Origin of the sequence: Streptococcus pseudopneumoniae, assembly GCF_001076775.1 — a bacterium.
GTDB classification, from domain to species: domain Bacteria; phylum Bacillota; class Bacilli; order Lactobacillales; family Streptococcaceae; genus Streptococcus; species Streptococcus pseudopneumoniae_G.
This window is the reverse complement of record NZ_JVGV01000022.1, coordinates 107,462-133,697: the sequence shown is the minus strand read 5'-3', so window position 1 is coordinate 133,697 and position 26,236 is coordinate 107,462. Positions and strand designations below refer to the sequence as shown.

At 38.9% G+C, this 26,236-nt stretch carries 24 protein-coding genes and 2 pseudogenes; 9 read left to right on the top strand and 17 right to left on the bottom strand.

Annotation, left to right across the window (positions count from 1 at the left end; translation table 11 throughout):
• Positions 1-28 precede the first annotated feature (28 nt).
• Positions 29-2,320, bottom strand: coding sequence for a DNA helicase PcrA (gene pcrA, locus ADJ60_RS06675; protein WP_049544202.1), 2,292 nt, complete (start codon positions 2,318-2,320; stop codon positions 29-31).
• A 312-nt stretch (positions 2,321-2,632) separates the two neighbouring features.
• Positions 2,633-4,303, bottom strand: a complete 1,671-nt coding sequence (locus tag ADJ60_RS06670; RefSeq protein WP_049544200.1) for a formate--tetrahydrofolate ligase — start codon at positions 4,301-4,303, stop codon at positions 2,633-2,635.
• 225 nt (positions 4,304-4,528) lie between these two features.
• Between ADJ60_RS06670 and coaB the strand changes: the two genes are divergently transcribed.
• The 5 genes from coaB to ADJ60_RS06645 all read left to right on the top strand — a co-directional run bounded on the left by coaB (position 4,529) and on the right by ADJ60_RS06645 (position 7,559).
• A complete protein-coding gene (coaB, locus tag ADJ60_RS06665) occupies positions 4,529-5,218 on the top strand; it encodes a phosphopantothenate--cysteine ligase (RefSeq protein ID WP_049544198.1) in 690 nt (229 codons plus the stop codon).
• Between the two features lie 11 nt (positions 5,219-5,229).
• Positions 5,230-5,781: a phosphopantothenoylcysteine decarboxylase gene (gene coaC / locus ADJ60_RS06660; protein WP_049544196.1), complete on the top strand. Its 552-nt coding sequence runs from the start codon at positions 5,230-5,232 to the stop codon at positions 5,779-5,781.
• The gene (locus tag ADJ60_RS06655) at positions 5,765-6,328 is read left to right on the top strand and encodes an ECF transporter S component (RefSeq protein ID WP_000747412.1); all 564 of its coding nucleotides are present in this window, start codon (positions 5,765-5,767) and stop codon (positions 6,326-6,328) included. Before coaC ends, ADJ60_RS06655 begins: the two co-directional genes overlap by 17 nt.
• A gap of 176 nt (positions 6,329-6,504) precedes the next feature.
• The gene (locus tag ADJ60_RS06650; RefSeq protein ID WP_001097396.1) at positions 6,505-7,032 is read left to right on the top strand and encodes an ECF transporter S component; all 528 of its coding nucleotides are present in this window, start codon (positions 6,505-6,507) and stop codon (positions 7,030-7,032) included.
• An 11-nt stretch (positions 7,033-7,043) separates the two neighbouring features.
• Entirely contained in the window at positions 7,044-7,559 is a 516-nt protein-coding gene (locus ADJ60_RS06645) for a transcription repressor NadR (protein ID WP_049544194.1), read from the top strand.
• Here the strand turns inward: ADJ60_RS06645 and ADJ60_RS06640 are convergent.
• The 7 genes and pseudogenes from ADJ60_RS06640 to ADJ60_RS06610 all read right to left on the bottom strand — a co-directional run.
• Positions 7,556-7,696: pseudogene (locus tag ADJ60_RS06640) on the bottom strand (NUDIX hydrolase); the annotation flags it as partial. The gene ADJ60_RS06645 and the pseudogene ADJ60_RS06640 overlap by 4 nt on opposite strands.
• A 73-nt stretch (positions 7,697-7,769) precedes the next feature.
• Entirely contained in the window at positions 7,770-8,735 is a 966-nt protein-coding gene (locus ADJ60_RS06635; RefSeq protein ID WP_049544192.1) for a substrate-binding domain-containing protein, read from the bottom strand.
• 103 nt (positions 8,736-8,838) lie between these two features.
• The gene (locus ADJ60_RS06630) at positions 8,839-9,783 is read right to left on the bottom strand and encodes an ABC transporter permease subunit (protein WP_004248623.1); all 945 of its coding nucleotides are present in this window, start codon (positions 9,781-9,783) and stop codon (positions 8,839-8,841) included.
• 1 nt (position 9,784) lies between these two features.
• The gene (locus tag ADJ60_RS06625; protein WP_049544190.1) at positions 9,785-11,263 is read right to left on the bottom strand and encodes a sugar ABC transporter ATP-binding protein; all 1,479 of its coding nucleotides are present in this window, start codon (positions 11,261-11,263) and stop codon (positions 9,785-9,787) included.
• A gap of 13 nt (positions 11,264-11,276) precedes the next feature.
• Complete coding sequence (gene rbsD / locus ADJ60_RS06620) at positions 11,277-11,675, bottom strand: D-ribose pyranase (protein ID WP_000759835.1); 399 nt, start codon at positions 11,673-11,675, stop codon at positions 11,277-11,279.
• Positions 11,650-12,561, bottom strand: coding sequence for a ribokinase (gene rbsK, locus ADJ60_RS06615; protein WP_049544188.1), 912 nt, complete (start codon positions 12,559-12,561; stop codon positions 11,650-11,652). Before rbsK ends, rbsD begins: the two co-directional genes overlap by 26 nt.
• On the bottom strand, positions 12,561-13,535 hold the full coding sequence (locus tag ADJ60_RS06610) for a LacI family DNA-binding transcriptional regulator (RefSeq protein ID WP_049522078.1): 975 nt from the start codon (positions 13,533-13,535) through the stop codon (positions 12,561-12,563). Before ADJ60_RS06610 ends, rbsK begins: the two co-directional genes overlap by 1 nt.
• 134 nt (positions 13,536-13,669) lie before the next feature.
• Here ADJ60_RS06610 and ADJ60_RS11490 point away from each other — a divergent pair.
• Positions 13,670-13,747 (top strand): annotated as a pseudogene (locus ADJ60_RS11490) (DNA-binding transcriptional regulator); the annotation flags it as partial.
• Here ADJ60_RS11490 and ADJ60_RS06605 read toward each other — a convergent pair.
• From ADJ60_RS06605 to ADJ60_RS06585, 5 genes are all read right to left on the bottom strand, one after another.
• On the bottom strand, positions 13,744-14,211 hold the full coding sequence (locus ADJ60_RS06605) for an 8-oxo-dGTP diphosphatase (RefSeq protein WP_049544186.1): 468 nt from the start codon (positions 14,209-14,211) through the stop codon (positions 13,744-13,746). The pseudogene ADJ60_RS11490 and the gene ADJ60_RS06605 overlap by 4 nt on opposite strands.
• 72 nt (positions 14,212-14,283) lie before the next feature.
• Complete coding sequence (locus ADJ60_RS06600; RefSeq protein ID WP_049544184.1) at positions 14,284-14,772, bottom strand: GNAT family N-acetyltransferase; 489 nt, start codon at positions 14,770-14,772, stop codon at positions 14,284-14,286.
• Between the two features lie 14 nt (positions 14,773-14,786).
• Positions 14,787-15,413, bottom strand: a complete 627-nt coding sequence (locus ADJ60_RS06595) for an NAD(P)H-dependent oxidoreductase (protein WP_049544182.1) — start codon at positions 15,411-15,413, stop codon at positions 14,787-14,789.
• A gap of 9 nt (positions 15,414-15,422) precedes the next feature.
• Positions 15,423-17,411: an excinuclease ABC subunit UvrB gene (gene uvrB, locus ADJ60_RS06590; protein WP_049544180.1), complete on the bottom strand. Its 1,989-nt coding sequence runs from the start codon at positions 17,409-17,411 to the stop codon at positions 15,423-15,425.
• A 76-nt stretch (positions 17,412-17,487) separates the two neighbouring features.
• Positions 17,488-18,441 carry a CPBP family intramembrane glutamic endopeptidase gene (locus ADJ60_RS06585; protein WP_049544177.1) on the bottom strand — a complete coding sequence of 318 codons (954 nt, stop codon included), beginning with the start codon at positions 18,439-18,441 and terminating at the stop codon, positions 17,488-17,490.
• A gap of 172 nt (positions 18,442-18,613) precedes the next feature.
• On the opposite strand from ADJ60_RS06585, the gene ADJ60_RS06580 reads away from it, so the two are divergent.
• From ADJ60_RS06580 to zwf, 3 genes are all read left to right on the top strand, one after another.
• Positions 18,614-20,779, top strand: coding sequence for an ABC transporter substrate-binding protein/permease (locus ADJ60_RS06580; RefSeq protein ID WP_049544174.1), 2,166 nt, complete (start codon positions 18,614-18,616; stop codon positions 20,777-20,779).
• Positions 20,779-21,519 carry an amino acid ABC transporter ATP-binding protein gene (locus ADJ60_RS06575; protein WP_049544173.1) on the top strand — a complete coding sequence of 247 codons (741 nt, stop codon included), beginning with the start codon at positions 20,779-20,781 and terminating at the stop codon, positions 21,517-21,519. Before ADJ60_RS06580 ends, ADJ60_RS06575 begins: the two co-directional genes overlap by 1 nt.
• 150 nt (positions 21,520-21,669) lie before the next feature.
• Positions 21,670-23,157, top strand: a complete 1,488-nt coding sequence (gene zwf, locus ADJ60_RS06570) for a glucose-6-phosphate dehydrogenase (RefSeq protein WP_049544170.1) — start codon at positions 21,670-21,672, stop codon at positions 23,155-23,157.
• A gap of 45 nt (positions 23,158-23,202) precedes the next feature.
• Here zwf and ftsY read toward each other — a convergent pair whose 3' ends face one another.
• From ftsY to ADJ60_RS06555, 3 genes are read right to left on the bottom strand one after another with little or no spacing between them, the layout of a single operon-like run.
• A complete protein-coding gene (gene ftsY, locus ADJ60_RS06565) occupies positions 23,203-24,492 on the bottom strand; it encodes a signal recognition particle-docking protein FtsY (RefSeq protein WP_049544169.1) in 1,290 nt (429 codons plus the stop codon).
• A 3-nt stretch (positions 24,493-24,495) separates the two neighbouring features.
• A complete protein-coding gene (locus ADJ60_RS06560; RefSeq protein ID WP_049544166.1) occupies positions 24,496-25,314 on the bottom strand; it encodes a Cof-type HAD-IIB family hydrolase in 819 nt (272 codons plus the stop codon).
• Entirely contained in the window at positions 25,314-26,105 is a 792-nt protein-coding gene (locus ADJ60_RS06555) for a Cof-type HAD-IIB family hydrolase (RefSeq protein ID WP_049544163.1), read from the bottom strand. Before ADJ60_RS06555 ends, ADJ60_RS06560 begins: the two co-directional genes overlap by 1 nt.
• Positions 26,106-26,236: the final 131 nt, after the last annotated feature.

Sequence of the window (26,236 nt, the reverse complement as noted above, 5' to 3'; positions counted from 1 at the left end):
CTTTATTATTCGTGAGAAGGATGGAAAATTAGATTTTTTTCTCAATTGGGGCTACACTAGCTAAAAGTTTTTTCAAACCTACTTCTGGGAAATTTATTTTTAATTCCTGCGTAGCACCGCTACCTGAAACTTCCAGAACAGTTCCCTCTCCCCATTTCTTGTGGAGAGCAATGTCACCAATGGACCAATTTGCCTCACTAGAAGCTGATTTTGCACCAGCTGTAAATTGACCAAATGGGAGACCGCTTGACTGGATAGTCTTTGGAGCCGCACTGCGTTTACGGTCTTGAAGGGCCTGGGCTAAGCTCATTCCTTGACCAAAGGCAAGGCCGCCACTGCTATAAGATGCCTTAAAGCTTGAATTTGCAGGACGAGCCAGACCTTGATACTCAAGTAAGTCTGAGCTGATTTCGTTAATAAAACGAGTCGGACGGTTGTAGTTGGTACGACCAAAAAGCAGGCGCGAGTTGGCATTTGTCAGATAGAGAATTTTCTCTGCACGCGTAATTCCTACATAGGCCAGACGGCGTTCTTCTTCCAATTCATCTTGATCCTCAGCCGCGCGACTAAGTGGAAAGACATTTTCTTCCATCCCAATCAAAAATACAACTGGAAACTCGAGACCTTTGGCAGCATGCAGGGTCATCAGGGTCACTTCTGATGTCTCCTGACTACCTGAATCTGTATCCGCAATCAAGGCTAAATCATTTAAGAAACGACTCAGTTTGTCCAGACCAGTTTCCTCTTCTGGCCCATCAGAGGTGTCATCAAAGTTTTTCGTCACAGAAAGGAACTCTTCAATATTTTCAACCCTAGCCTTGCTTTCTAAAGTCGCTTGAGCATTGAGAATATCAACGTAACCTGTTTTTTCAAGGACAGCCTCAACCAACTCTGTAATATTTAATTGGTCCAGCTGCTCTCGTAAATCTAGAATCATATTGGCAAAATCCCAGATAGACTGGGCTGCTTTACCCTTGATACCAGATAACATGATATTGGCTGAAGCATCTAGCATGGACATGTCTTGCATATTCGCAAAGTCACGGATTTTCTCAACAGTACCTGGGCCAATTCCTCGTTTCGGTTCATTGATAATACGCTCAAAACTAATATTGTCACTCAAATTGGCAATAAGATTGAGGTAAGCGATAATATCTCGGATTTCCTTACGGCTGTAGAACTTGGTTCCGCCAACCATGGTATAAGGAATATTTGACTTGAGCAAGGCTTCCTCAATAGTACGGGACTGCGCATTTGTACGATAGAGAACTGCAAAATCCTTGTGAAGGAAGTTTTGACTCCGACCAAGTTCATCGATAGTTCTGGCTACAAATACAGCTTCATCTAGCTCATCATTGGCACGATAGTAAACGATTTGTTCCCCATCAGCATTTTGAGTCCAGAGATTCTTAGGACGGCGATTTTTATTGTTTTTAATGACCTCATTGGCCGCTTGGAGAATGGTTTTAGTTGAGCGGTAATTCTCCTCCAACAAAACAACCTTGGCTTGGGGATAATCCTTTTCGAAGTCCAAGATATTCTGCATATCAGCACCACGCCAACCGTAGATAGACTGGTCAGCATCCCCAACCACACAGATGTTTTTAAAGCGCGAAGCCAAGAGTTTGACCAATTGGTACTGGGCATGGTTGGTATCTTGGTACTCATCAACGTGGATGTATTGGAATTTCTGTTGATAGTAAGTCAAAACATCAGGATTTTGATCAAAGAGACGCAGGGTCAGCATAATCAAATCATCAAAGTCAACCGACTCCGACTGACGCAATTCTTTCTGATAGGCCGTATAGCACTGAGCCACGATTTGTGTGTACATATCCCCGGCTTGAGCAGCATAAGCCACATCATCAATTAAATCATTCTTAGCATTGGAAATAGTCCCCAAAATAGTTCGTTCATTCCATTTTTTCGGATCCAAGTTTAACTGCTTGAGAATGCGTTTCATGAGCGTTCGCTGTTCACCAGGATCGACAATAGTAAAATTACGGTTGTAGCCAATATGATCCGCATCACGACGCAAAATACGCACACACATGGAGTGGAAGGTCGCAATCAGACAGTCCTGAGTGGCTGGATTGAGGCTATAAGCACGCTCCTTCATCTCACGCGCAGCCTTATTTGTAAAGGTAATGGCCAAGATATTCCAAGGATTAACCAGCTTTTCATCAATCAGATAAGCAATGCGGTGGGTCAAAACTCGGGTCTTTCCAGAACCAGCCCCCGCCATGATTAACAAGGGACCTTCTGTCGTTTGCACTGCCTCAGCCTGACGATCATTCATTCCATTTAATAATGCGTTCATCTTCTCTTCCTTACTCTTGAAGTCAATATTTCTATTATATCAGAATTCAGGGAAAATATCTTTACCTAGACTGCTTACGTGTAGAAGGCAACTCCTTATATCTAGATAAAAAATGAGCTTGGATAGTATTTGCAAACTCATTTTTTACTCAATGAAAATCGAAGTGCAAACTAGGAAGATAGCCGCAGGTTGCTCAAAGCACTGCTTTGAGGTTGTAGACAAGACTGACGAAGTCAGTCACATATATAATCCAAGGTGAAGCTGACGTGGTTTGAAGAGATTTTCGAAGAGTATAAAGTCAATTACAATATACTAGAACAAACCTAGTACTGTTCCATCGCTTTCAACATCCATGTTGAGAGCTGCTGGACGTTTTGGTAGGCCTGGCATGGTCATGACATCGCCAGTTAAGGCAACGATGAAGCCTGCACCTAATTTTGGCACCAATTCGCGAATGGTAATTTCAAAGTTTTCAGGTGCTCCAAGTGCATTTGGATTGTCTGAGAAACTGTATTGAGTTTTAGCCATACAGATTGGCAATTTGTCCCAACCGTTTTGAACGATTTGAGCGATTTGTGTTTGAGCTTTCTTCTCAAAGTTCACTTTGCTACCACGGTAGATTTCAGTAACAATCTTTTCAATCTTTTCTTGGACAGAAAGGTCATTATCATACAAACGTTTATAGTTAGATGGGTTTTCAGCGATAGTCTTGACAACTGTTTCGGCAAGTGCTACTCCACCTTCTGCGCCATCAGCCCAGACACTTGCTAGTTCAACTGGCACATCAATTGAAGCACAAAGTTCTTTCAAGGCTGCGATTTCAGCCTCTGTATCAGAAACAAATTCGTTGATAGCTACTACTGCTGGAATACCGAACTTACGGATATTTTCAACGTGGCGTTTCAAGTTAGCAAAACCTGTACGAACCGCCTCCACATTTTCCTCTGTAAGAGCGTCTTTAGCCACGCCACCATTCATCTTAAGGGCACGAAGGGTTGCAACAATGACAACTGCATCTGGAGATGTTGGCAAGTTTGGCGTCTTGATATCAAGGAATTTCTCGGCACCAAGGTCTGCACCAAAACCAGCTTCAGTAACTGTGTAATCAGCCAAGTGAAGGGCTGTTGTAGTTGCCAAGACAGAGTTACATCCGTGAGCAATATTGGCAAATGGACCACCATGTACAAAGGCAGGTGTACCGTAAATTGTCTGAACCAAGTTTGGCTTAATCGCATCCTTCAAAATCAATGCTAACGCACCCTCGACCTGCAAATCACCTACAGAAACAGGGGTACGATCATAGCGATAACCGATAACAATATTAGCCAAACGGCGTTTCAAGTCCTCGATGTCTGTTGCCAAGCAAAGAATCGCCATGATTTCGGAAGCGACGGTAATGTCAAAGCCATCCTCACGAGGAATACCGTTTAGAGGACCACCAAGTCCAACGGTTACATGACGAAGGGCACGGTCGTTCAAGTCCACTACACGTTTCCAGAAAATACGTCGTTGGTCAATTCCCAACTCATTCCCTTGGTGCAAGTGGTTGTCAATCAAGGCAGAAAGAGCATTGTTGGCAGTTGTAATGGCATGCATGTCTCCAGTGAAGTGGAGATTAATATCTTCCATTGGCAGAACTTGAGCATAACCACCACCAGCTGCACCCCCCTTAATACCCATTACAGGACCAAGAGATGGTTCGCGAATAGCGATCATGATTTTCTTGCCAATCTTGTTCAAGGCATCCGCAAGACCAATGGTAATGGTTGATTTTCCTTCACCTGCAGGTGTTGGGTTGATAGCAGTAACCAAAATCAATTTCCCAACTGGATTGCTCTCAACTGCACGAATTTTATCAAAGCTGAGCTTAGCCTTGTACTTTCCATACAACTCCAAATCGTCGTAAGAAATTCCAAGTTTCTCTACAACATCAACGATTGGCTTCAACTCAATACTCTGTGCGATTTCAATATCTGTTTTCATTCAAAACTCCTCTAACCTCTTATATGATAATTCATTATAACACAAAACAAGATTTTTAACATCCAAAAACTCTCTAAACGTTCGTAAATATCCCTATTTTTAAGGTTTTTAGAGTCCTTTCTTAAATTTTATATGGCTTTATAGTTTGAAACTATATTCTTTCCTTTTACCAAAATTTTATCACTTTCATTTTACTTACCGCTTATTTTTGTGTACAATAGTGCTATGAAAATTTTAGTTACATCGGGCGGTACCAGTGAAGCTATTGATAGCGTCCGCTCTATCACTAACCATTCCACAGGTCGCTTGGGGAAAATCATCACAGAAACCTTGCTTGCTGCAGGGCATGAAGTTTGTCTGATAACAACAAAACGAGCTCTGAAGCCAGAAGCCCATCCCAACCTAAGCATTCGAGAAATTAACAATACCAAGAACCTTCTACTAGAAATGCAAGAACGTGTTCAGGATTATCAAGTCTTGATTCACTCAATGGCGGTATCCGACTACACTCCTGTTTATATGACAAGTCTAGAGGAAGTTCAGTCTAGCTCCAATTTGGAAAAATTTTTAAGCAAGCAAAATCATCAAGCTAAGATTTCTTCGACTGATGAGGTTCAGGTTTTATTCCTGAAAAAAACACCAAAAATCATCTCTCTAGTCAAAGAATGGAATCCTGCTATTCATCTGATTGGCTTCAAACTGCTGGTTGATGTCTCTGAGGATTATCTCATCGAGATTGCTCGAAAAAGTCTTATCAAGAACCAAGCAGACTTGATTATCGCAAATGACCTGACTCAAATTTCAGCAAACCAGCATCGTGCAATCTTTGTTGAGAAAGATTATCTCCAAACGGTTAACACTAAAGAAGAAATTGCAGAACTCCTCCTTGAAAAAATTCAAGCCTGTCATTCATAGAAAGGAAAACTATGTCAAACATTCTCTTGGCTGTAACGGGCTCAATCGCCTCTTACAAGTCGGCAGATTTAGTTAGTTCGCTTAAAAAACAAGGCCATCAAGTCACTGTCTTAATGACCCAGGCTGCTACAGAGTTTATCCAACCTTTGACTCTACAGGTCTTATCACAGAATCCTGTCCACCTGGATGTCATGAAGGAACCCTATCCTGAACAGGTTAATCATATCGAACTTGGAAAAAAGGCGGATGTATTCATCGTGACCCCTGCAACTGCTAACACTATCGCAAAACTAGCCCTTGGCTTTGCGGACAACATGGTGACCAGTACAGCTTTAGCCTTGCCAAGTCATATTCCCAAACTAATAGCTCCTGCTATGAATACAAAAATGTATGACCATCCAGCAACTCAGGCTAATCTGAAAACATTAGAAACCTACGGCTATCAGCTGATTGCTCCTAAGGAATCCCTACTAGCTTGTGGAGACCACGGAAGAGGAGCCTTAGCCGATCTCACAATTATTTTAGAAAGAATAAAGGAAACTCTCGATGAAAAAACGCTCTAATATTGCACCTATTGCTATCTTTTTTGCAACCATGCTCGTGATACACTTTCTGAGCTCACTTATCTTTAACCTTTTTCCATTTCCAATCAAACCGACTATCGTTCATATTCCTGTCATTATTGCCAGCATTATTTACGGTCCACGCGTTGGAGTTACACTTGGATTTTTGATGGGGCTACTTAGCTTAACTGTTAACACGATTACAATTCTACCGACAAGTTACCTCTTCTCCCCATTTGTACCAAACGGAAACATCTACTCAGCTATCATTGCCATCGTCCCACGTATTTTGATTGGTTTGACTCCGTATCTAGTTTATAAACTGATGAAAAATAAAACTGGTCTGATTCTAGCTGGTGCCCTTGGTTCACTTACCAACACAGTCTTTGTACTTGGTGGAATTTTCTACCTTTTTGGAAATGTCTTTGATGGTAATATCCAAAAACTCCTAGCAACTGTTATCTCAACAAATTCGATTGCCGAATTAGTCATTTCCGCAGTTCTAACCCTAGCCATTGTTCCAAGACTACAGACTTTGAAAAAATAAAAACAATCTCCGCTTTCATGCTTGAAGGTGGAGATTTTGCTCTATACAGTTTCTTTTTAGTGAAATCTTTACTAACTTTTAACTAAAAAACGACCTATAAACTTAAGTAAATTCTTGCTTTATTGTCTTGTTTATTGTACTATACTAGTGTATATACAGATAAAAAGGAGATTCTTATGAATACACGGAAAAAGACACAATTTATGACAATGACTGCTCTTTTAACGGCTATTGCGATTTTGATTCCAATTGTTATGCCTTTTAAGATTGTCATTCCACCTGCTTCTTACACTTTGGGAAGCCACATCGCTATTTTTATCGCTATGTTCTTGTCGCCCTTGATGGCTGTTTTTGTCATCCTAGCCTCTAGTTTTGGATTTTTGATGGCTGGCTATCCCATGGTTATCGTTTTTCGAGCTTTTTCCCATATCTTTTTTGGGACTTTGGGGGCTCTTTACCTACAAAAATTCCCCGATACACTAGATAAACCAAAATCTTCCTGGATTTTTAACTTTGTTTTAGCACTTATCCATGCCCTTGCTGAAGTATTAGCTTGTGTCGTTTTTTATGCAACTTCCGGTACCAATGTAGAAAATATGTTTTATGTTCTATTTGTGCTAGTTGGATTTGGTACAATTATCCATAGTATGGTAGACTATACATTAGCACTAGCTGTCTATAAAGTGCTTCGAAAACGCCGTTAAAAGGAAGAACTATGACAAAAGATCGCAAACAAGCCCTTCTCCAACTCTTGAAAGAAGCTCCTAAAGCCCTCAATGGCCAAAGTTTAGCTGAACATTTCCATGTTACACGCCAGGTCATTGTACAGGACATTGCAATTTTAAGAGCCGATGGCGCTCCTATCCTATCCACTAATCGTGGCTACGTCTATAAGCAAGTTGATGTCAATCCATACGTCCACAAACTTTTCAAAGTCAAACATGAAGTTGAAGAAATCGGTCAAGAACTCCTTGCTATCGTTGACAATGGTGGACGTGTTCAAAATACCTTGATTGACCATCCCGTTTATGGAGAAATCGAAACCTTGCTTAAACTGTCTTGTCGCAGAGATGTGCAACATTTTCTAGAACAAGTCGAGCATTCTGACTTTAGACCCCTATCTGAATTGACAGATGGCACCCACTACCACCTAGTCGAAGCTGAAACACAACAAGACCTCCACTATATCGAGGAGGCCTTGGATCAGCTAGGTTATTTAGTAAAGGATTAGAAAATTTTCTTTTCCCAATCGTCTTCTGTACGGCGAGGGTAGAAAAATTCAGATTTGTCCGGAGCTTCCATCATCTCCATCAAGGGTAGCATATCATAGGCCAGATCCAAGTTTGGAATCTGGTCTTTTTGAATCCAATAGCTCAAATAGTAACAATGATATTTAAAAACTACATTGAATGAAAATTAACAACTACTTACTAAAAATATATCACCAGTTATGTTGATCAACATTATCCTTAGTCACAAGATAAATTGGAGAAACTGTTTCTTTTTCCAGTTTTTTCCCTTGATAATGATCGATTGCTGATTGAATAGCAATTTCACCCATCTTAGCTGGTTGCTGAGCAATAGTGGCAGTAATATCACCTTTTGCAATAGCATCATGTGCATCTGGTTGACCATCAATACCAACAATTAAAACATTGCTAAGACCAGCTGCTTTTACTGCTTGTGCAGCTCCTAACGCCATCTCATCATTCTGTGCAAAGATTGCTTGTACTTCTTTGTTTCCTTGAATCATATTTTGCGCTGTATTCAAAGCTTTTGCGCGATCAAAATTAGCGGATTGACTGGAAAGAACATCTAAATTTGTCTTTGAAATTTGTTCAAATCCTTTACCTCTATCTACAGTTGCAGAAGCGCCAGGGACTCCTGATAATTCAAAAGTTTTTGCTTTTTCTCCCAATTGCTTGGTAATAAATTCTGCAGCCATTTTACCTGCTTCTACGTTATCAGAAGCAACAGTTGTCAAGACTTCACCGCCATTACTACCGCGGTCAATTAAGATTACTGGAATATTTGCATTATTGGCAGCTTTAATAGATGTAACAATTGCATCAGAATCAACTGGATTAATTAGTAAAGCATCTACATTTTGACTAATAAAATTTTGAATATCATCTGCTTGTCTAGCAGCATCATCTTGTGCATCTGCTATCTTCAAAGTTACTTCTTTTTCTCTTGCGGCTTTTTCAAGACCATCTTTCATAGCTACAAAATAGGGATTGTTAGTAGTCGAAATAGAAACTCCTAATTTTAATTCTTTTGCTGACTTTTGAGTCGTAGATTTATTATCATTTGATGAATTTCCTAAACCAGTTTTTCCACAAGCTACTAAAGCAAAAATAAATGTTACAAACAAAGCAAAAATGCTAATTTTTTTAATAATTTTCATGTTATTACTCCTCGTAATATATATCTATAGGGATAGTTTCAATCCCGATTATTGTTCGTCATCTAATAAATTGTTACTATTTCCAAAAAAATTAAAAATTATTTTACTGTTTTACAACTTTAAAACGATCAATCAGAACAGCAATTAAGATTACAACTCCTTTTACTACTTGTTGCCAAAATGCTGAAACACCGATAATATTAAGTCCATTATTCAACACCCCAATAATTAAAGCACCTATTAGAGTACCCAGTATACGACCTTTACCTCCTGACAAAGAGGTGCCCCCAAGAACAACAGCTGCAATAGCATCCATTTCATAACTAGCACCTGCTGTTGGTTGAGCAGAACTTAAGCGTGATGTTATAATCAATCCAGAAATTGAAGCCATAATACCTGAAATTGAATAAATGATAATTTTCACTTTATTTAGTTTCACACCTGATATATATGCTGCTTTTTCATTCCCCCCTATAGCATACACAGATTTACCAAATGCTGTTTTATGAAGTAAAACATATAAAACAATAAATACAATAAACATAATAATTACAGGAAATGGAATTCCGACTATGTAACCTTGCCCCAAAAATTGAAATAAGAATGTATCACTTAATCCTTTTGTGATAGGATTCCCATTTGTATAAACAAGTGTTGCGCCTCTAAAAATAGTCATAGTTGCTAAAGTAACGATAAATGGAGCTAATTTCCCGTAGGAAATCAACAAACCATTCATCATCCCCAGAATGCAACCCAAAATTAAAGAGATGAGAATTGCTAATGTAACAGGCATTCCAGATCCTAATAGGCCAGCTGTGAGCGCACTGGATAAGGCTAAAATTGATCCAACTGATAAATCAATTCCACCTGTTAGAATAACAAAGGTCATTCCAAAAGCGATCAGTGCATTTGATGTTACTTGCAATAGTAAATTTAACAGATTATTTGCTGTTAAAAAATTTGAATTGATAATAGTGATGACAGCCATTAAAATTATCAATGCTATTACCGTTGTCAATTCTGACATATACTTCATAGTATTTTTCACACTATTGTCCCCCTGTAGCTAGTTGCATAACTTTTTCTTGTGTAGCTTCTTGACGTGTTAATTCTCCACTAATTCTTCCTTCATGCATGACCATAATGCGATCACTGACTCCGATCACTTCTGGTAAATCTGAAGATACCATAATAATCGGCACACCTCGTTCAGCCAATTCATTCATTAATTGGTAAATTTCACGCTTAGCACCAACATCTACCCCACGAGTTGGCTCATCTAGAATCAGTACTTTTGGAGCAATACCTATCCATTTTGCTAAAACTACTTTCTGTTGATTACCACCAGAAAGTGTTCCAACTTCCTTATCTGGATAACCTGATTTAATTCGTAGCCTATCTATTAAACGTTGTACAAATATATCACTTGTTTTATTATCGAAAATGCCATTTTTAACAAAATCACGAGTACTAGGTAAAGTCATATTATCTTTAATAGAAAAATCTAAAATCAATCCCTCATCTTTACGATCTTCTGTTAAGAAACCAATTCCATGCTTAATTGCTTCAAAAGGATTTTTAATTATCAGTTGTTCTTCGTTTATTATAATTTGACCAGATTTTAAAGAATCAATTCCAAAAATTGCTCGCATTATTTCAGTACGACCAGCACCCATCAAACCAGAAAAACCAAGAATTTCCCCTTGACGTACATAGAAAGAAATATTCGTAAAAGCAGAACCAGAAAGATTCTTAGCTTGAAAAACAATATTCCCAATCTCAGCCTTTTTTTCTGGATAATAATCTTCTAATTCACGACCTACCATCTTCTGAACTAATTCATCCGCATTAGTTAAGTTCGTTTTCTTGGTATCAATTACAAACCCATCCCTCATAACAGTTATAAGATCTGTAATCTTAAAGATTTCTTCCATCCGATGTGAAATATACACAATACCTACACCATCAGATTTTAATCCTTCTATCACTTTAAAAAGTGTTTCAGTTTCACGATCAGTTAAAGCTGCTGTGGGTTCATCCATAATTAATAAGGAAACTTCTGATAATAGACATTTTGCTATTTCTATCATTTGTTGTTGTCCGACTGATAATTGACCAATGATTGCATCGAGAGGAATAGATATATTAAGACGTTTAAATGCTTCTTTAGCTTTCCTTTCCATACTAGCTTTATCTAGAAACCCAATCGAATTTTTAATTTCTCTTCCTAAAAAAAGATTATCAAGTACAGTCATATCTGGCCAAGTATTCATTTCTTGATGAATAAAACTCAGTCCAAACCGTTCTGCCTCTTGAGGATTAGAAAATGTTTTTTCTTTTCCATCAATAAAAATAGTTCCTGAAGTAGCTGGAAAAAGTCCAGTTAAAATATTCATTAAGGTTGATTTGCCTGCACCATTCTCTCCCATTAAAGCATGAACTTCTCCTGAATTAAGAACCAAATCAATACTTTCTAAAACACGATTATTCCCAAAAGATTTTGAAATGTTCTTCATTTCAATTTTCATAGGCAACCCCCTTCTAAATAATAACTCCTGATTGCAAGATTATATTCGAATATGGTGTATCTTCCCCAGTGCGAATAACTGCCTTAACTTTAGTATTCATAGCTTTCAATTCTTCATGACTAATATACTCAATAATTATATTCGATCCTAAAAGATCTAGAACTGCTTGCCACTGTTCTTTGTTTTTTTCCTTAATTTCTTCTGCTAAGAAAATTTTTTCAATAAGTACATGATCTGAATATTCTTTTAAAACTTCTAAAAAACTTGGACTGCCTTTTCTTAATGCTAAATCAATTTTATCAACACCTTTTGGAACTGGCAATCCTAAATCTCCGATACAAACCAAATCCATATGACCTAAATCATCAGCTAGTTTCGCTATATTACTATTTAAAATCCCATATTTCTTCATATCCTGAATGCTCCTTTACTTCTTTCAAACTCGGCATGCCTCCTTGCGCTCCAAATCTTTGAACAGAAAGATGTGAAGCAATTGTTGCAAAGGACAATGCAACATTCATCTCTTTTCCTTTTGAGATAGCATAAGCAAAAGCACCATTAAACGTATCTCCTGCTCCTGTAGTATCAACTACTTCTGCTTTTATAGCAGGAATCTTCTGAACTGCTGTCCCATCATAATAAATAGAACCTTCAACTCCTAATGTCACAATCATTTTATTAGGATAAATTTTAATAATTTCTTCTAATTTCTTATCTGGAAAAAGCTCTGAACATTCATGCTCATTAGGAGTAATAAAATCACAAAAAGGAATCATCTCTATGTCTGTTTCTCTAGCTGGTGCAGGATTATAAAGCACCTTAACTTTATTTTCTTGACAAAATTTAGCTATAGATAAGTTGGCTTCATGTGGTATTTCATTTTGTAATACAACAATACTTGCATCACTAATCAATTCCCACTCATTTTTCCAATCATTTGTTTTAACTAAATTATTCGCTCCGGGATAATAAATAATCCTATTATCACCTCCATATAAAGTAATTTGTGCAACTCCTGTAGATTGTGGTATCGTTCCCACATGTTCTATAGAAATATTATTATTTTGCAGATTGCTTAGTAAATCTGCTGAAAAAATATCTTCCCCAACGTCCCCAAATATGTAAATATTATCTTCTACACTGGATAATCTACCAATAGCTACAGCCTGATTTGCACCTTTTCCACCTGGAACTATATTAAATGAATCCCCAAAAATCGTTTCACCTCCTTCTGGAATCCTTTTTGTTCTCATAACTAAGTCCATTGAAATACTTCCAACAACAACAATTTTACTCATTACTTTCTCCTTAATGTATTTCTTTCTACGTATCTAACAGGTAGTTTAATTTTAGCTTCATCTATAGAGAACTTATTTGCCATATTATAGATTAGTTTTGCAGCCTGTTCTCCCATTTTATATGATGATTGGTGAATAGTTGATAAAGAAGGGTAAATGAATTGACTAAGTACAATATCATCATAACCAATGATTTGAATATCATCTGGAATTTTTTTACCAATTGCTAAAATTTCATGAATATAAGCTATCGCATGAATATCAGAAGGTGCTATAATACTATCGATATTTGGATTTCTTTTTAGATTCTCTTTAGCTTCTTTTTGAATTTTTTCAAAGTCAAAAGTTTCACTTTCTTCAATACAAATTTCTAAATTTTTATTCCTCAAATAGTTTAAACTTGCTTCAAAGCGTTCCGCGATATTCTCGGCTTTATCATCTAAAACTTTAATAATCATAACTTGCTTAGCGCCAGCATTCCAAATTGCTTTAGCAGCCAAACGTCCACCCAACTGATTATCAGAAAAGACACCGTAACCTGTATCTTTACTAATCCGGTCAACCACAACAACAGGTAATGTTAGATTTGGAAATTCCTTTGTAAAGTCAAGTGTTGTTATAATACCAGCTGCATTTGTTTTTAACAAAAGGTTTATATATTCTTCTAACGAATCATGATCTGAAATAGTACCAACCATAATCCTATAACCTTTATCTTTCAAATATGATTCGGCTCCTCGAACTAATCTTGGGAAGAAGGGATTAGAAATATCTGGCAATAAGAGTCCTACCATTTGATTTTTTTTAGTTTTTAAAGATTGTGCTAATACATTTGGTGTGTAATTTAATTTCTTGATAGCATTTTTTATCTTTTCTCTCGCATCATCTCCGACATAGCCTTTTTTCGAAATATATCTTGAAACTGTTGACTTTGATACTCCAGCTTCTTCAGCAACCTGTTTTATTGTAGTCATCACTCCTCCTTTTTTATTGTGGAACCGTTCCCTTATTTATATAGTAAGCGTTTTCTTTTGTTTTGTCAATACTTTTTTAGAAATATTTTAAATTTATTTCAGAGTACACATGTTTTTACTAATCTCCTATTACTATTAGATACGAAACACAACAAGACCTCCACTATATCGAGGAGGCCTTGGATCAGCTAGGTTATTTAGTAAAAGACTAGAAGATTTTCTTTTCCCAATCGTCTTCTGTACGGCGAGGGTAGAAAAATTCAGATTTGTCAGGAGCTTCCATCATTTCCATCAAGGGTAACATATCATAGGCCAGATCCAAGTTTGGAATCTGGTCTTTTTGCACCCAAGAAACTTCTCCTTCATCTGAAGAGCGAAGGGTACCAAAGAACTCAGTCGCCTTATAACAAATGACAATATAGCGCCCACCTGTATCTAGTGGCCAATTTTTAATGCCGACAAGTTGAGGATTTTGGATAGTCAATCCTGTTTCTTCGTAGATTTCACGAATCACAGACTCTGCGAAAGACTCGCCGTTTTCTACATGGCCTCCTGGAAAGGCATAACCAGACCAGCGATTGTTTTCAGGAGCACGATACTGCATCACCACGCGCTGAGCTTCGAGATCTTCAATCAGACAAATATTTGTTAAAATCGTTAATTGTGCTCGAGACATAAATTTACTCACTTTCTAATTTATTAAATTTTTAGACTTGGTACCAGTACCATTAGCTTCTACTTTTTAAAATTATTTAGAATAGAATACCATCCGTTTTTCCTTTATGGGCTTTCCAAGTTCAAGTATCTTTTCTTGTTCATCAAAAGTAAAACCCATTTTTTGATAGAAAGCAATGGCTCGCTTATTATCTTTCAATACCCATAAGAAAATTTCAGAAAAATGATCAAGAGCAGTCAAAGCTACTTTCACTAACTTTTGTGCGATTCCTTTTCCATAATAGTCTTTTAAAACATATAAAGCAATAATTTCACCAGCTTGTATAGTCTCATCACGAAAGCTGCCATAACTGATAAAACCAACTACCTTCAGGTCATCTATCGCAATTAATGTATTTTCTGGATACTTTTGACTAAAGAATCGACATCTTTCTAATGTTATTGTCTCCTGAAATTCTGCAGGCAAAAGGTCATCATAAGCCTCTCTCCACGTTTGCCAGTGAACGAAGGATTTACCTTCTATCTCTTCAGGAGTTTTCATTGATTTGATAATAACCGTCATTTATTTTCTCCTCCTTAATCCAACAGTCTGACTTCCTTTGCTACTTTTTGTAGAAATTTTTGTCTTGTTGAACTTGTATTTACTTCACGGCCTAACTCTCCTAAGATTGAAACCCTCTTTGTTTTTATGCCACAGTGATTCAATACAGCATTCTTTAATACTGATATTCCATAACTGTCTGGAATGTTAATCGGACCTGAAAATACTTTGTACCACCAAGTTGGTGCCATTGAAGTTACATAGATACTAGCTGTTTTTCCTTTTAATAACTTTTTGAACTGTTTACCACTCAAGTAATTCAAAATAAAGCTTCCTCGATTATTTGCAGAGTATGCAATGCCTGGCGTAAAAACACGATCAATCCACCCCTTCAATAGACTAGGCATACTACTCCACCAAATAGGATAAACAAAAATGAAATGTTCTGCCCACTGAATTAATTCTTGAGAGCGTAGAATAAACGGATCATCCTCCATTCTTTGTCGATAACCATAACGTAAAACAGGATCAAACTCTTCCTCATTAAGATTAATCATTTCAAGTTCATGTCTCTTTGAGTCTATATTTTCTACAATCGTTTGAAAAATTGCTTGGCAGTAACTTTCTTTATCAGGATGTCCATTGATAACTAAAATATTCATAAAATTCCCCTAATCTAACGCCTTGACTTCCAGCATCATATCGCGGATCTGAGCTGCGAGTTCAAAGTCAAGCACTTCGACGGCTTCTTGCATTTGTTTTTCGAGTTTCTTAACAAGTTCTTTGCGTTCTTGTTTGTTGAGGCTATTGATATCGACTTCCTTGTCTTCTTCCTTAGCAACTGCCTTGGTCACAGCAATCAGGTCACGGATTTCTTTCTTGATTGTCTGAGGCACAATACCGTGTTCTTCATTATAGGCCATCTGAATTTTCCGACGGCGAGCTGTTTCATCGATAGCACGTTGCATAGACTGAGTCACAGTGTCCGCATACATGATGACATGCCCTTCACTGTTACGGGCAGCACGACCAATGGTCTGGATAAGGCCACGCTCGTTTCGAAGGAAACCTTCCTTGTCAGCATCGAGAATAGCTACTAGACTCACTTCAGGTACGTCAATCCCTTCACGGAGCAGGTTAATTCCGACCAAGACATCAAAGACACCCAAGCGCAGATCACGGATAATCTCCGTCCGTTCCAAGGTCTTGATATCCGAGTGCATGTACTTGACCTTGATACCCATTTCCTTGAAGTAGTCGGTCAAGTCCTCTGCCATTTTCTTAGTCAAAGTGGTGATAAAGGTTCGTTCATTCTTTTCAACACGGGCATTGATTTCACCCAAAAGGTCATCAATCTGTCCCATAGTCGGACGGACTTCTACCTCTGGATCCAAGAGTCCTGTTGGACGAATGATTTGCTCAATCACTGTCTCGGTCTGTTCATTTTCATAGTCACCAGGTGTCGCTGAAACGTAAACAATCTGATGAACGTGACTCTCAAACTCCTCCCGACGGAGAGGACGATTGTCCAAAGCTGATGGCAAACGGAAACCATAATTAACCAGCATTTCCTTACGCGAACGGTCACCATTGTACATACCCTTGATCTGCCCCATAGTCATGTGGCTCTCGTCAATCATGATTAAGAAATCATCTGGGAAAAAGTCGAGAAGGGTGTAAGGAGGCTCACCTTCGCTACGCCCATCCATGTGGCGAGAATAATTTTCAACCCCGTTGGTATAGCCCATCTCACGCAGCATCTCAATATCATACTCTGTCCGCTGTTTCAAACGCTGGGCTTCTAGCAATTTGCCTTCCTTCTCAAAGACAGCTAACTGCTCCTCCAACTCTGCCTGAATCTTGGCAATAGCTACTTCCATATGATCGTCATTGGTCACAAAGTGAGTGGCTGGGAAAATCGCCAAGTGGTCCACTTCACCGAGAACTTGACCAGTTAATGCTTCGACTTCACGAATACGATCAATCTCATCTCCAAAAAATTCTACTCGAAATGCATGCTCATCACGGGAAGCTGGGAAAATCTCCACCACATCTCCACGAACACGAAATCTTCCCCGTTGGAAATCAATATCATTGCGCTCAAACTGGATATCTACCAAGTCATTCAAGAGTTTATCACGAGAAATTTCAAGACCTGGACGCAGACTAACGACGCTGTCAGCGTATTCCTTGGGCGAACCTAAACCATAAATACAAGAGACTGAGGCCACAACAATGACATCATTACGCTCCAGAAGAGCCGAAGTAGCTGAGTGGCGGAGCTTGTCAATCTCGTCATTGACAGAGCTGTCCTTCTCAATGTAGGTATCACTAGAAGGGACATAGGCTTCTGGCTGGTAATAGTCATAGTAGGATACAAAGTACTCAACTGCATTTTCAGGAAAAAATTCCTTAAACTCCCCATAGAGCTGTCCTGCTAGAGTCTTATTGTGGGCGATGACCAGAGTGGGTTTATTGACTTTGGAAATGACCTGACTCATGGTATAAGTCTTCCCTGTTCCAGTCGCCCCCATCAGAATCTGAGCTTTTTCTCCCCCCTCGATATTATCAACCAACTGCTCGATAGCTTGTGGTTGATCTCCTGATGGTTGATATTTTGATACTAGTTTAAATTGATTATCTGTAATACGGTTGATCATAAGAATCCTCTCTCGATATGCTATTCCTATTTTAGCATACTTGTTGCATTTTCACGAAGAAAAGGACGAACCTAAGTCACATCCTTTCATTTTCTTTCTTTAATTGATAAGCGAGATAGACAATCAGCAGTAGCAAGGCCAAACTTGTCATGATAGATCCTTCTATCCCAAAAGCGCCACCTGATAGCCAGACTTGATTGCCTTGTGGTAAAAAGGTCATCAATGACGTTCCTGATGGTTGACCACTAACTAAAATCCCAAAGAGATTTCCCTGAGCAAAATTCCAGGCCCCATGAATACCTGCAACACCCCAAACTGTATCTGTTTTGAGGAGGTAAAGTGACATGGCAACTCCGAATAAGAAGAGATTTACTAAAGATAGTGGTGTTAGACCAGAATTGCCCATATGAAGCAGAGTAAAGAATAGGCTAGATATAAGAACAGCAAGTTTTAGATTGGTTCTTGAGGCCAATTGAGGAAGGAGCCAAGCACGGGCTACCACTTCTTCTGTTGTCCCCTGTAAAATCCAAAAAGGGATAGTAAAGACAACAAAGGTAAGCGAATAAGGATTCAAGTGAATAGACTCAAAACGATATTGCCCTAATGCTACTAAACCTAACAAGGTCAGAAGAAAAAGTGCCAGACCTAAACCAAATCCCTTAAGAAGATTACTGAGGAAATTTTCTTTATAAAATCCTAAAGTTCGAATAGGTCTTTTCTCAACTTTTCTAGTCCATCTGAACACAGTGTTGAGAACGAAACCAAAGGCCAGCAATTCTAAAATTAAACGAAAGTCACTTGTTTTATCCATCAAGCTCTGTTGCAATGTCTGCAAATAGGTTGCAAGATTTTGACCAGCCTCTCCAAAATTTCTAGCAAGTCCGATGAGAGCTAACAAACTAATACCATACAGAGTATAAGCCACAAACTCTCCTATGAAGACAAAAGCAAAGGCTAACAAGGGGCTTGTGTAAAGGTTTAACCGCATTTTGGAAGCTTGGAAGTCTTTAAATATTCTTTTGTTCTTCATATTCCTGTCCTCTTTTCTTCTACTATATACTATTATTATAGCACTTTATAGTAGCAATTCAAGAAGGAAAAGAAAATATAGATGTTATATTTTCTAACACGAAAATATAAAAATTTGCCTTTTTTTACTTTTTCTGATATAATGGGAAAATATTCGGAAAAGGAGACTAAAAATGAAGAAAAAATTTCTAGCATTTTTGCTAATTTTATTCCCAATTTTCTCATTAGGTATTGCGAAAGCTGAAACGATTAAGATTGTTTCTGATACCGCCTATGCACCTTTTGAGTTTAAAGATTCAGATCAAACTTATAAAGGAATTGATGTTGACATTATCAACAAAGTGGCTGAGATTAAAGGATGGAACATTCAGATGTCCTATCCTGGATTTGACGCAGCGGTAAATGCGGTTCAAGCTGGTCAAGCTGACGCTATCATGGCAGGGATGACAAAGACTAAAGAACGTGAAAAAGTTTTCACCATGTCTGATACTTACTATGATACAAAAGTTGTCATTGCAACTACTAAGTCACACAAGATTAGTAAATATGACCAATTAAAAGGAAAAACTGTTGGTGTTAAAAACGGAACAGCCGCTCAACGTTTCCTTGAAAGTATCAAGGATAAATACGGTTTTGCTATTAAAACATTTGACACTGGTGATTTGATGAACAACAGCTTGACTGCTGGTGCAATTGATGCCATGATGGATGACAAACCTGTTATCGAGTATGCCATTAACCAAGGTCAAGACCTCCATATCGAAATGGATGGGGAAGCTGTAGGGAGTTTTGCTTTCGGTGTTAAAAAAGGAAGCAAATACGAGCACCTAGTTACTGAATTTAACCAAGCCTTGGCTGAAATGAAAAAAGATGGTAGTCTTGATAAAATCATCAAGAAATGGACTGCTTCATCATCTTCAGCAGTTCCAACTACAACTACTCTAGCGGGCTTAAAAGCCATTCCTGTTAAAGCTAAATACATCATTGCCAGCGATTCTTCTTTTGCACCTTTTGTTTTCCAAAATTCAAGCAACCAATACACTGGTATTGATATGGAATTGATTAAGGCAATCGCTAAAGACCAAGGTTTTGAAATTGAAATCATCAACCCTGGTTTCGATGCCGCTATTAACGCTGTCCAAGCTGGTCAAGCAGATGGTATCATTGCTGGTATGTCTGTCACAGATGCTCGTAAGGCGACTTTTGATTTCTCAGATTCATACTACACTGCAAACACAATCCTCGGCGTCAAAGAATCAAGTACCATTGCTTCTTATGAAGATTTGAAAGGGAAGACGGTTGGTGTTAAAAACGGAACTGCTTCTCAAACCTTCCTAACAGAAAATCAAAGCAAATACGGTTATCAAATTAAAACCTTCGCTGATGGTTCATCAATGTATGACAGTTTAAACACTGGTGCCATTGATGCTGTTATGGATGATGAACCTGTTCTCAAATATTCTATCAGCCAAGGTCAAAAATTGAAAACACCAATCCCTGGAAGTCCAATCGGAGAAACAGCCTTTGCCGTTAAAAAAGGCACAAATCCAGAATTGATTGAAATGTTCAACAACGGACTTGCAAACCTTAAAGCAAACGGTGAATTCCAAAAGATTCTTGACAAATACCTAGCTAGCGAATCTTCAACTACTTCAACAAGCACTGTTGACGAAACAACTATCTGGGGCTTGCTTCAAAATAACTACAAACAGCTCCTTAGCGGACTTGGTATCACTCTTGCTCTAGCTCTTATCTCATTTGCTATTGCTATTGTTATCGGGATTATCTTCGGTATGTTTAGCGTTAGCCCATACAAATCTCTTCGTGTGATCTCTGAGATTTTCGTTGACGTTATCCGTGGTATTCCTTTGATGATTCTTGCAGCCTTCATCTTCTGGGGAATTCCAAACTTCATCGAGTCTATCACAGGCCAACAAAGTCCAATTAACGACTTCGTAGCTGGTACTATCGCCCTCTCACTCAATGCAGCGGCTTATATCGCTGAAATCGTTCGTGGTGGTATTCAGGCCGTTCCAGTTGGTCAAATGGAAGCTAGCCGAAGCTTGGGTATCTCTTATGGAAAAACCATGCGTAAGATTATCTTGCCACAAGCAACTAAATTGATGTTGCCAAACTTTGTTAACCAATTCGTTATCGCTCTTAAAGATACAACCATCGTTTCTGCTATCGGTTTGGTTGAACTCTTCCAAACTGGTAAGATTATCATTGCCCGTAACTACCAAAGTTTCAAGATGTATGCAATCCTTGCTATCTTCTATCTTGTAATTATCACACTTTTGACTAAACTAGCGAAACGCTTAGAAAAGAGGATTCGTTAATGGCAAAATTAAAAATTGATGTAAATGATTTACACAAAAGCTACGGAAAAAATGAAGTTTTAAAAGGAATTACGACTAAGTTCTATGAAGGAGATGTTGTTTGTATCATCGGTCCTTCAGGTTCTGGTAAGTCAACCTTCCTCCGTAGCCTCAACCTTCTAGAAGAAGTTACGAGCGGTCACATTACTGTGAACGGTTATGACTTAACTGAAAAAACAACCAACGTTGACCACGTCCGTGAAAATATCGGAATGGTGTTCCAACACTTCAACCTCTTCCCACACATGTCTGTATTGGACAACATTACTTTTGCTCCTATTGAACACAAACGAATGACCAAAGAAGAAGCTGAGAAATTGGGGATGGAGTTGCTTGAAAAGGTTGGACTAGCAGATAAAGCTAATGCTAACCCAGATAGCCTATCCGGTGGTCAAAAACAACGTGTGGCTATCGCTCGTGGACTAGCAATGAATCCAGACATCATGCTCTTTGATGAACCAACTTCTGCCCTTGACCCTGAAATGGTCGGAGACGTACTAAACGTTATGAAAGACTTGGCTAAACAAGGCATGACCATGATTATCGTAACCCATGAGATGGGATTTGCCCGTCAGGTTGCCAACCGCGTTATCTTTACTGCAGACGGTGAATTCCTTGAAGACGGAACACCTGATCAAATCTTTGATAACCCACAACACCCACGTCTGAAAGATTTCTTGGACAAGGTCTTAAACGTCTAAACGCAAACTGTAAGGATTTCCTTGCAGTTTTTTTCTATCTCGTATTGGATTTTTTGATTTTTCGGAAAATTATGTTAGAATTAAATTTATGAAATGAGATTTCCTCATACCTAGCAAGACTAGGAATAAAAATAGAAATTAGGTAGCTAGATGTCATCTAAGGTTATTGTTACAATTTTCGGTGCGAGTGGAGACCTGGCTAAACGCAAGCTCTACCCTTCCCTTTTTAGACTATATAAATCCGGCAATCTTTCCGAGCACTTTGCAGTCATTGGAACTGCTCGTCGTCCTTGGAGCAAGGAATATTTTGAATCTGTTGTAGTCGAATCCATCCTTGATTTGGCAGATAGTACCGAACAAGCTCAGGAGTTCGCTAGCCACTTCTACTATCAAAGTCATGATGTCAATGATACAGAACACTACATTGCTTTACGTCAATTGCAGGCTGAACTAAATGACAAGTACCAAGCTGAACACAACAAGCTCTTCTTCTTGTCTATGGCACCTCAGTTCTTTGGAACTATCGCCAAACACCTCAAGTCTGAAAACATTGTGGATGGTAAAGGTTTTGAGCGCTTAATCGTTGAAAAACCATTTGGTACAGATTACGCAACTGCAAGCAAGTTGAATGACGAGCTCCTGGCAACATTTGACGAAGAACAAATTTTCCGTATTGATCATTATCTTGGTAAGGAAATGATCCAAAGTATCTTTGCAGTTCGCTTTGCCAACCTGATTTTCGAAAACGTTTGGAACAAGGAATTTATCGACAATGTTCAAATTACCTTTGCGGAGCGCTTGGGTGTAGAAGAACGTGGTGGCTACTATGACCAATCAGGTGCCCTCCGTGATATGGTACAGAACCATACACTCCAACTTCTTTCTCTCCTTGCTATGGACAAGCCAGCAAGCTTCACAAAAGACGAGATTCGTGCTGAGAAGATTAAGGTCTTTAAAAACCTCTATCACCCAACTGATGAAGAACTTAAAGAATACTTTATCCGTGGTCAATACCGTTCAGGTAAGATTGATGGCATGAAATACATCTCTTATCGTAGCGAGCCAAATGTAAATCCAGAATCTACAACAGAAACCTTTGCATCTGGTGCCTTCTTTGTAGACAGCGATCGCTTCCGTGGTGTTCCTTTCTTCTTCCGTACTGGTAAACGACTAACTGAAAAAGGAACTCATGTCAACATCGTCTTTAAACAAATGGATTCTATATTTGGAGAACCACTTGCTCCAAATATTTTGACCATCTATATCCAACCAACAGAAGGCTTCTCTCTTAGCCTAAATGGGAAGCAGGTAGGAGAAGAATTCAACTTGGCTCCTAACTCACTGGATTACCGTACAGATGCGACCGCAACTGGTGCCTCTCCAGAACCATACGAAAAATTGATTTATGATGTCCTAAATAACAACTCAACTAACTTTAGCCACTGGGATGAAGTTGGTGCGTCGTGGAAATTGATTGACCGAATCGAAGAACTCTGGGCTGAAAATGGTGCCCCACTTCATGACTATAAAGCTGGAAGCATGGGACCTCAAGCTAGCTTTGACTTACTTGAAAAATTCGGTGCCAAATGGACTTGGCAACCAGATATCGCCTATCGTCAAGATGGCCGTTTAGAATAACAAAAAATCCTGCAAGTTTGTACCTTGCAGGATTTTTGCTTCTGATTAGATTAAGCCTTCCAAGAGACCCTTCATAAAGTTTTCTGAGTTAAACTCTCCAATATCATCGATTTTTTCACCAAAACCAATCAATTTTACAGGAATATTGAGTTCTTCACGGATGGCTAGAACAACACCACCTCGAGCAGTTCCATCAATCTTAGTCAAGACAATTCCAGTTAATGGCGTGATTTTTGAAAATTCTTTGGCCTGTACAAGAGCGTTTTGACCTGTTGATGCATCCAGAGCCAAGAAGGTTTCATGGGGTGCCTCTGGAACAACACGCTTGATGATACGACCAATCTTTTCCAACTCAGCCATAAGGTTATCCTTATTTTGCAAACGACCAGCAGTATCAATCATAAGAATATTGATACCTTCAGCCACGGCACGTTCCATGCCATCAAAGACTACACTAGCTGGGTCAGCTTTTTCAGGTCCAGTCACAACTGGAACGTCCACACGACGACCCCATTCAGCAAGCTGGGCTACTGCACCTGCACGGAAAGTATCTGCCGCAACTAGCATAACCTTCTTACCTGCTTGTTTGTAGCGGTGGGCTAGTTTCCCGATAGAAGTTGTTTTCCCAACACCATTAACACCAACAAAGAGCATGACTGTCAAGCCATCTTGGAAGTGGATACTTTCATCGTAGTTACCGTCTTTCTCATAGAGCTCGACCAATTTTTCAATGATGACACGGCGAAGTGCATCAGGTTTCTTGGCGTTTTCAAGCTTGGCTTCGTAGCGTAACTCCTCTGTTAAGTTAGAAGCCACCTGGACACCAACATCACTCATAATCAGTAATTCTTCCAACTCCTCGAAGAATTCTTCATCGACAGAGCGGAAATTAGCAAAGAAGGCGTTCAAGCGAGCTCCGAAGCCTGTACGAGTTTTCTTAAGACTGCGGTCATATTTTTCCTGAACAGTCTCTTCTACTTGAGTCATTTCTGGTTCAAGCACTTCAGAACTATTTTCTTCTACAGTCTCTAGGAGCTCAGTATTCTCTTCCTCTGTGACTTCTTCTGAGTTTGGCAATTCTTCGACTTCTTCTTGATGAACCTCTACAGCTGGCTCTGAATCCAGACTTTCTTCAACTGTCTCTTGATTTTCCTCTTCTTGGAGCAGAGCTTCTTCAGAACTTTCAACTTCTGCTTCTTCTTGAAGGATTCCCTCATCTTCTGTAAGAGAAGACTCAACATCTTCTGATAGATCAAGATTTTCCAGAGCTTCTTTTACAACTTCTTCGATTTTAGGTTCTTCTTTTTTTCCGAATAAACGGTCAAATAATCCCATATCTTAGTTCTCCTTTAGCACATATTCTTCGATAGCCCAGGCGACAGCCTCTTCATCGTTGGTCATTGGCGTCACTACATTTGCGACTGCCTTGACTTCAGGAACAGCGTTTTGCATGGCAACACCGAGTCCTGCCCATTCAATCATAGAGAGGTCATTGGCCTCGTCACCACATGCCATAACTTGGCTTTGGTTGATTCCAAGATGGCTGATTAGTTTTGCCAAACCTGTTGCTTTATGAACATTCTTTGGTGACCACTCTAGCAACATTTCCCGTGATTTAAAGATTTCATATTGGTCAAACAATTCTGGAGAAATCTTCTGAATAGCTGCATCCAAGGGTTCTTGAGCAAAGGCAGTCACACATTTATTATAAGTCATTTGACTAGATAAGTCTGCAAAGTCCACTGGAACAAAAGTCAAAGCTGGATTGAATTTGGCATAAAGACTTTCTTGGTCGGATTGAATTTGATAAACAGTTCCTTCTGAGATAGCATCAAGAGGCAGTGATAATTTCTCTGTTTCCTCATACAAGCGTGCCACATCATCATATGAAAAGACTGTTTTATCAAGGATTTCACCTGTATTTTTCTGAACCAAACCACCATTAAAAGTAATCGTATACTCATCTTCGTGGCCGTCAGTCCCTAGCTCATGGAGAAAGAAATCCATGGCTTTTAAGGGACGACCAGTTGTCAATACGACCTTGATACCACGATCACGCGCAGCTTTCAAGGTTTCCTTGGTACGATCCGTCAGCCTTTTATCAGTAGTCAGCAAGGTCCCGTCCAAGTCCAATGCAATCAATTTTATATCTGCCATTATATGCCCTCCATATAAGCTATAACCGACTGGTCCTTATGGTGACCAATCACTGTCTCTGCTAATTCTAAAATTTCAGGTCGTGCATTTTCAGGAGCTACAGGATGTCCCACAACCTGCATCATATGTAAGTCATTTAGATTGTCTCCAAAAGCCAGAACCTGATCCATTGTGATACCAAGTTTTTTAGCTAATTCAACAATGGCCACTCCCTTATCGACATAGTCCAGAACAATATCAATAGATTCAAAGCCAGTTGTCATGGCCTTAACACCAGGAACATGTTCATTAACCCAAGCCTCCCCAGCTTCAAGCGTTTCTTCTGTGAAGTTGGTCGTAAATTTGAAAATGTCATCTTTAATATCTTCCAGAATCGCTACTTTTTGGATATTTTCATTATAGTGCTGACTCACTTTCAAATAGGTCTCATCAACCGTATCTAGAACATAAGCTCCCTTTTTTCCCGTCAAGAGCAGTTTATTGATGTCTACATAAGGTGACGTTTTCAGCTTTTCAAAAGTCGTCAAATAAAACTCACGAGACATGGTCGCTTCATACAAGTCCTGACCTCGATACTCTACCAAACTGCCATTTTCCGCGATAAAAATAATGTCATCACGAACATCAGCAAATAATTTTTCTAAGGATAGAAATCCGCGCCCCGAAGCCACCGCAAAGTAAATCCCTTTTTCCTTGTAGGAAACCAAGAGAGACTTGAGACGGTCCATATCAAAGCGTCCATTCTCATCTAGGAAGGTTCCGTCCATATCCGTTGCTACTAGTTTAATCATAAAATCTTTCTTACTCCGATTAGTAAATCTACCTCCTATTATACCATAGATAAGTAGAAAAAGGACTAGTCTATCAGCTTTGCTTCTCTTTTATCCTTCTCTACTAGTTAGTGCTGTTTCTAACTTTTAAA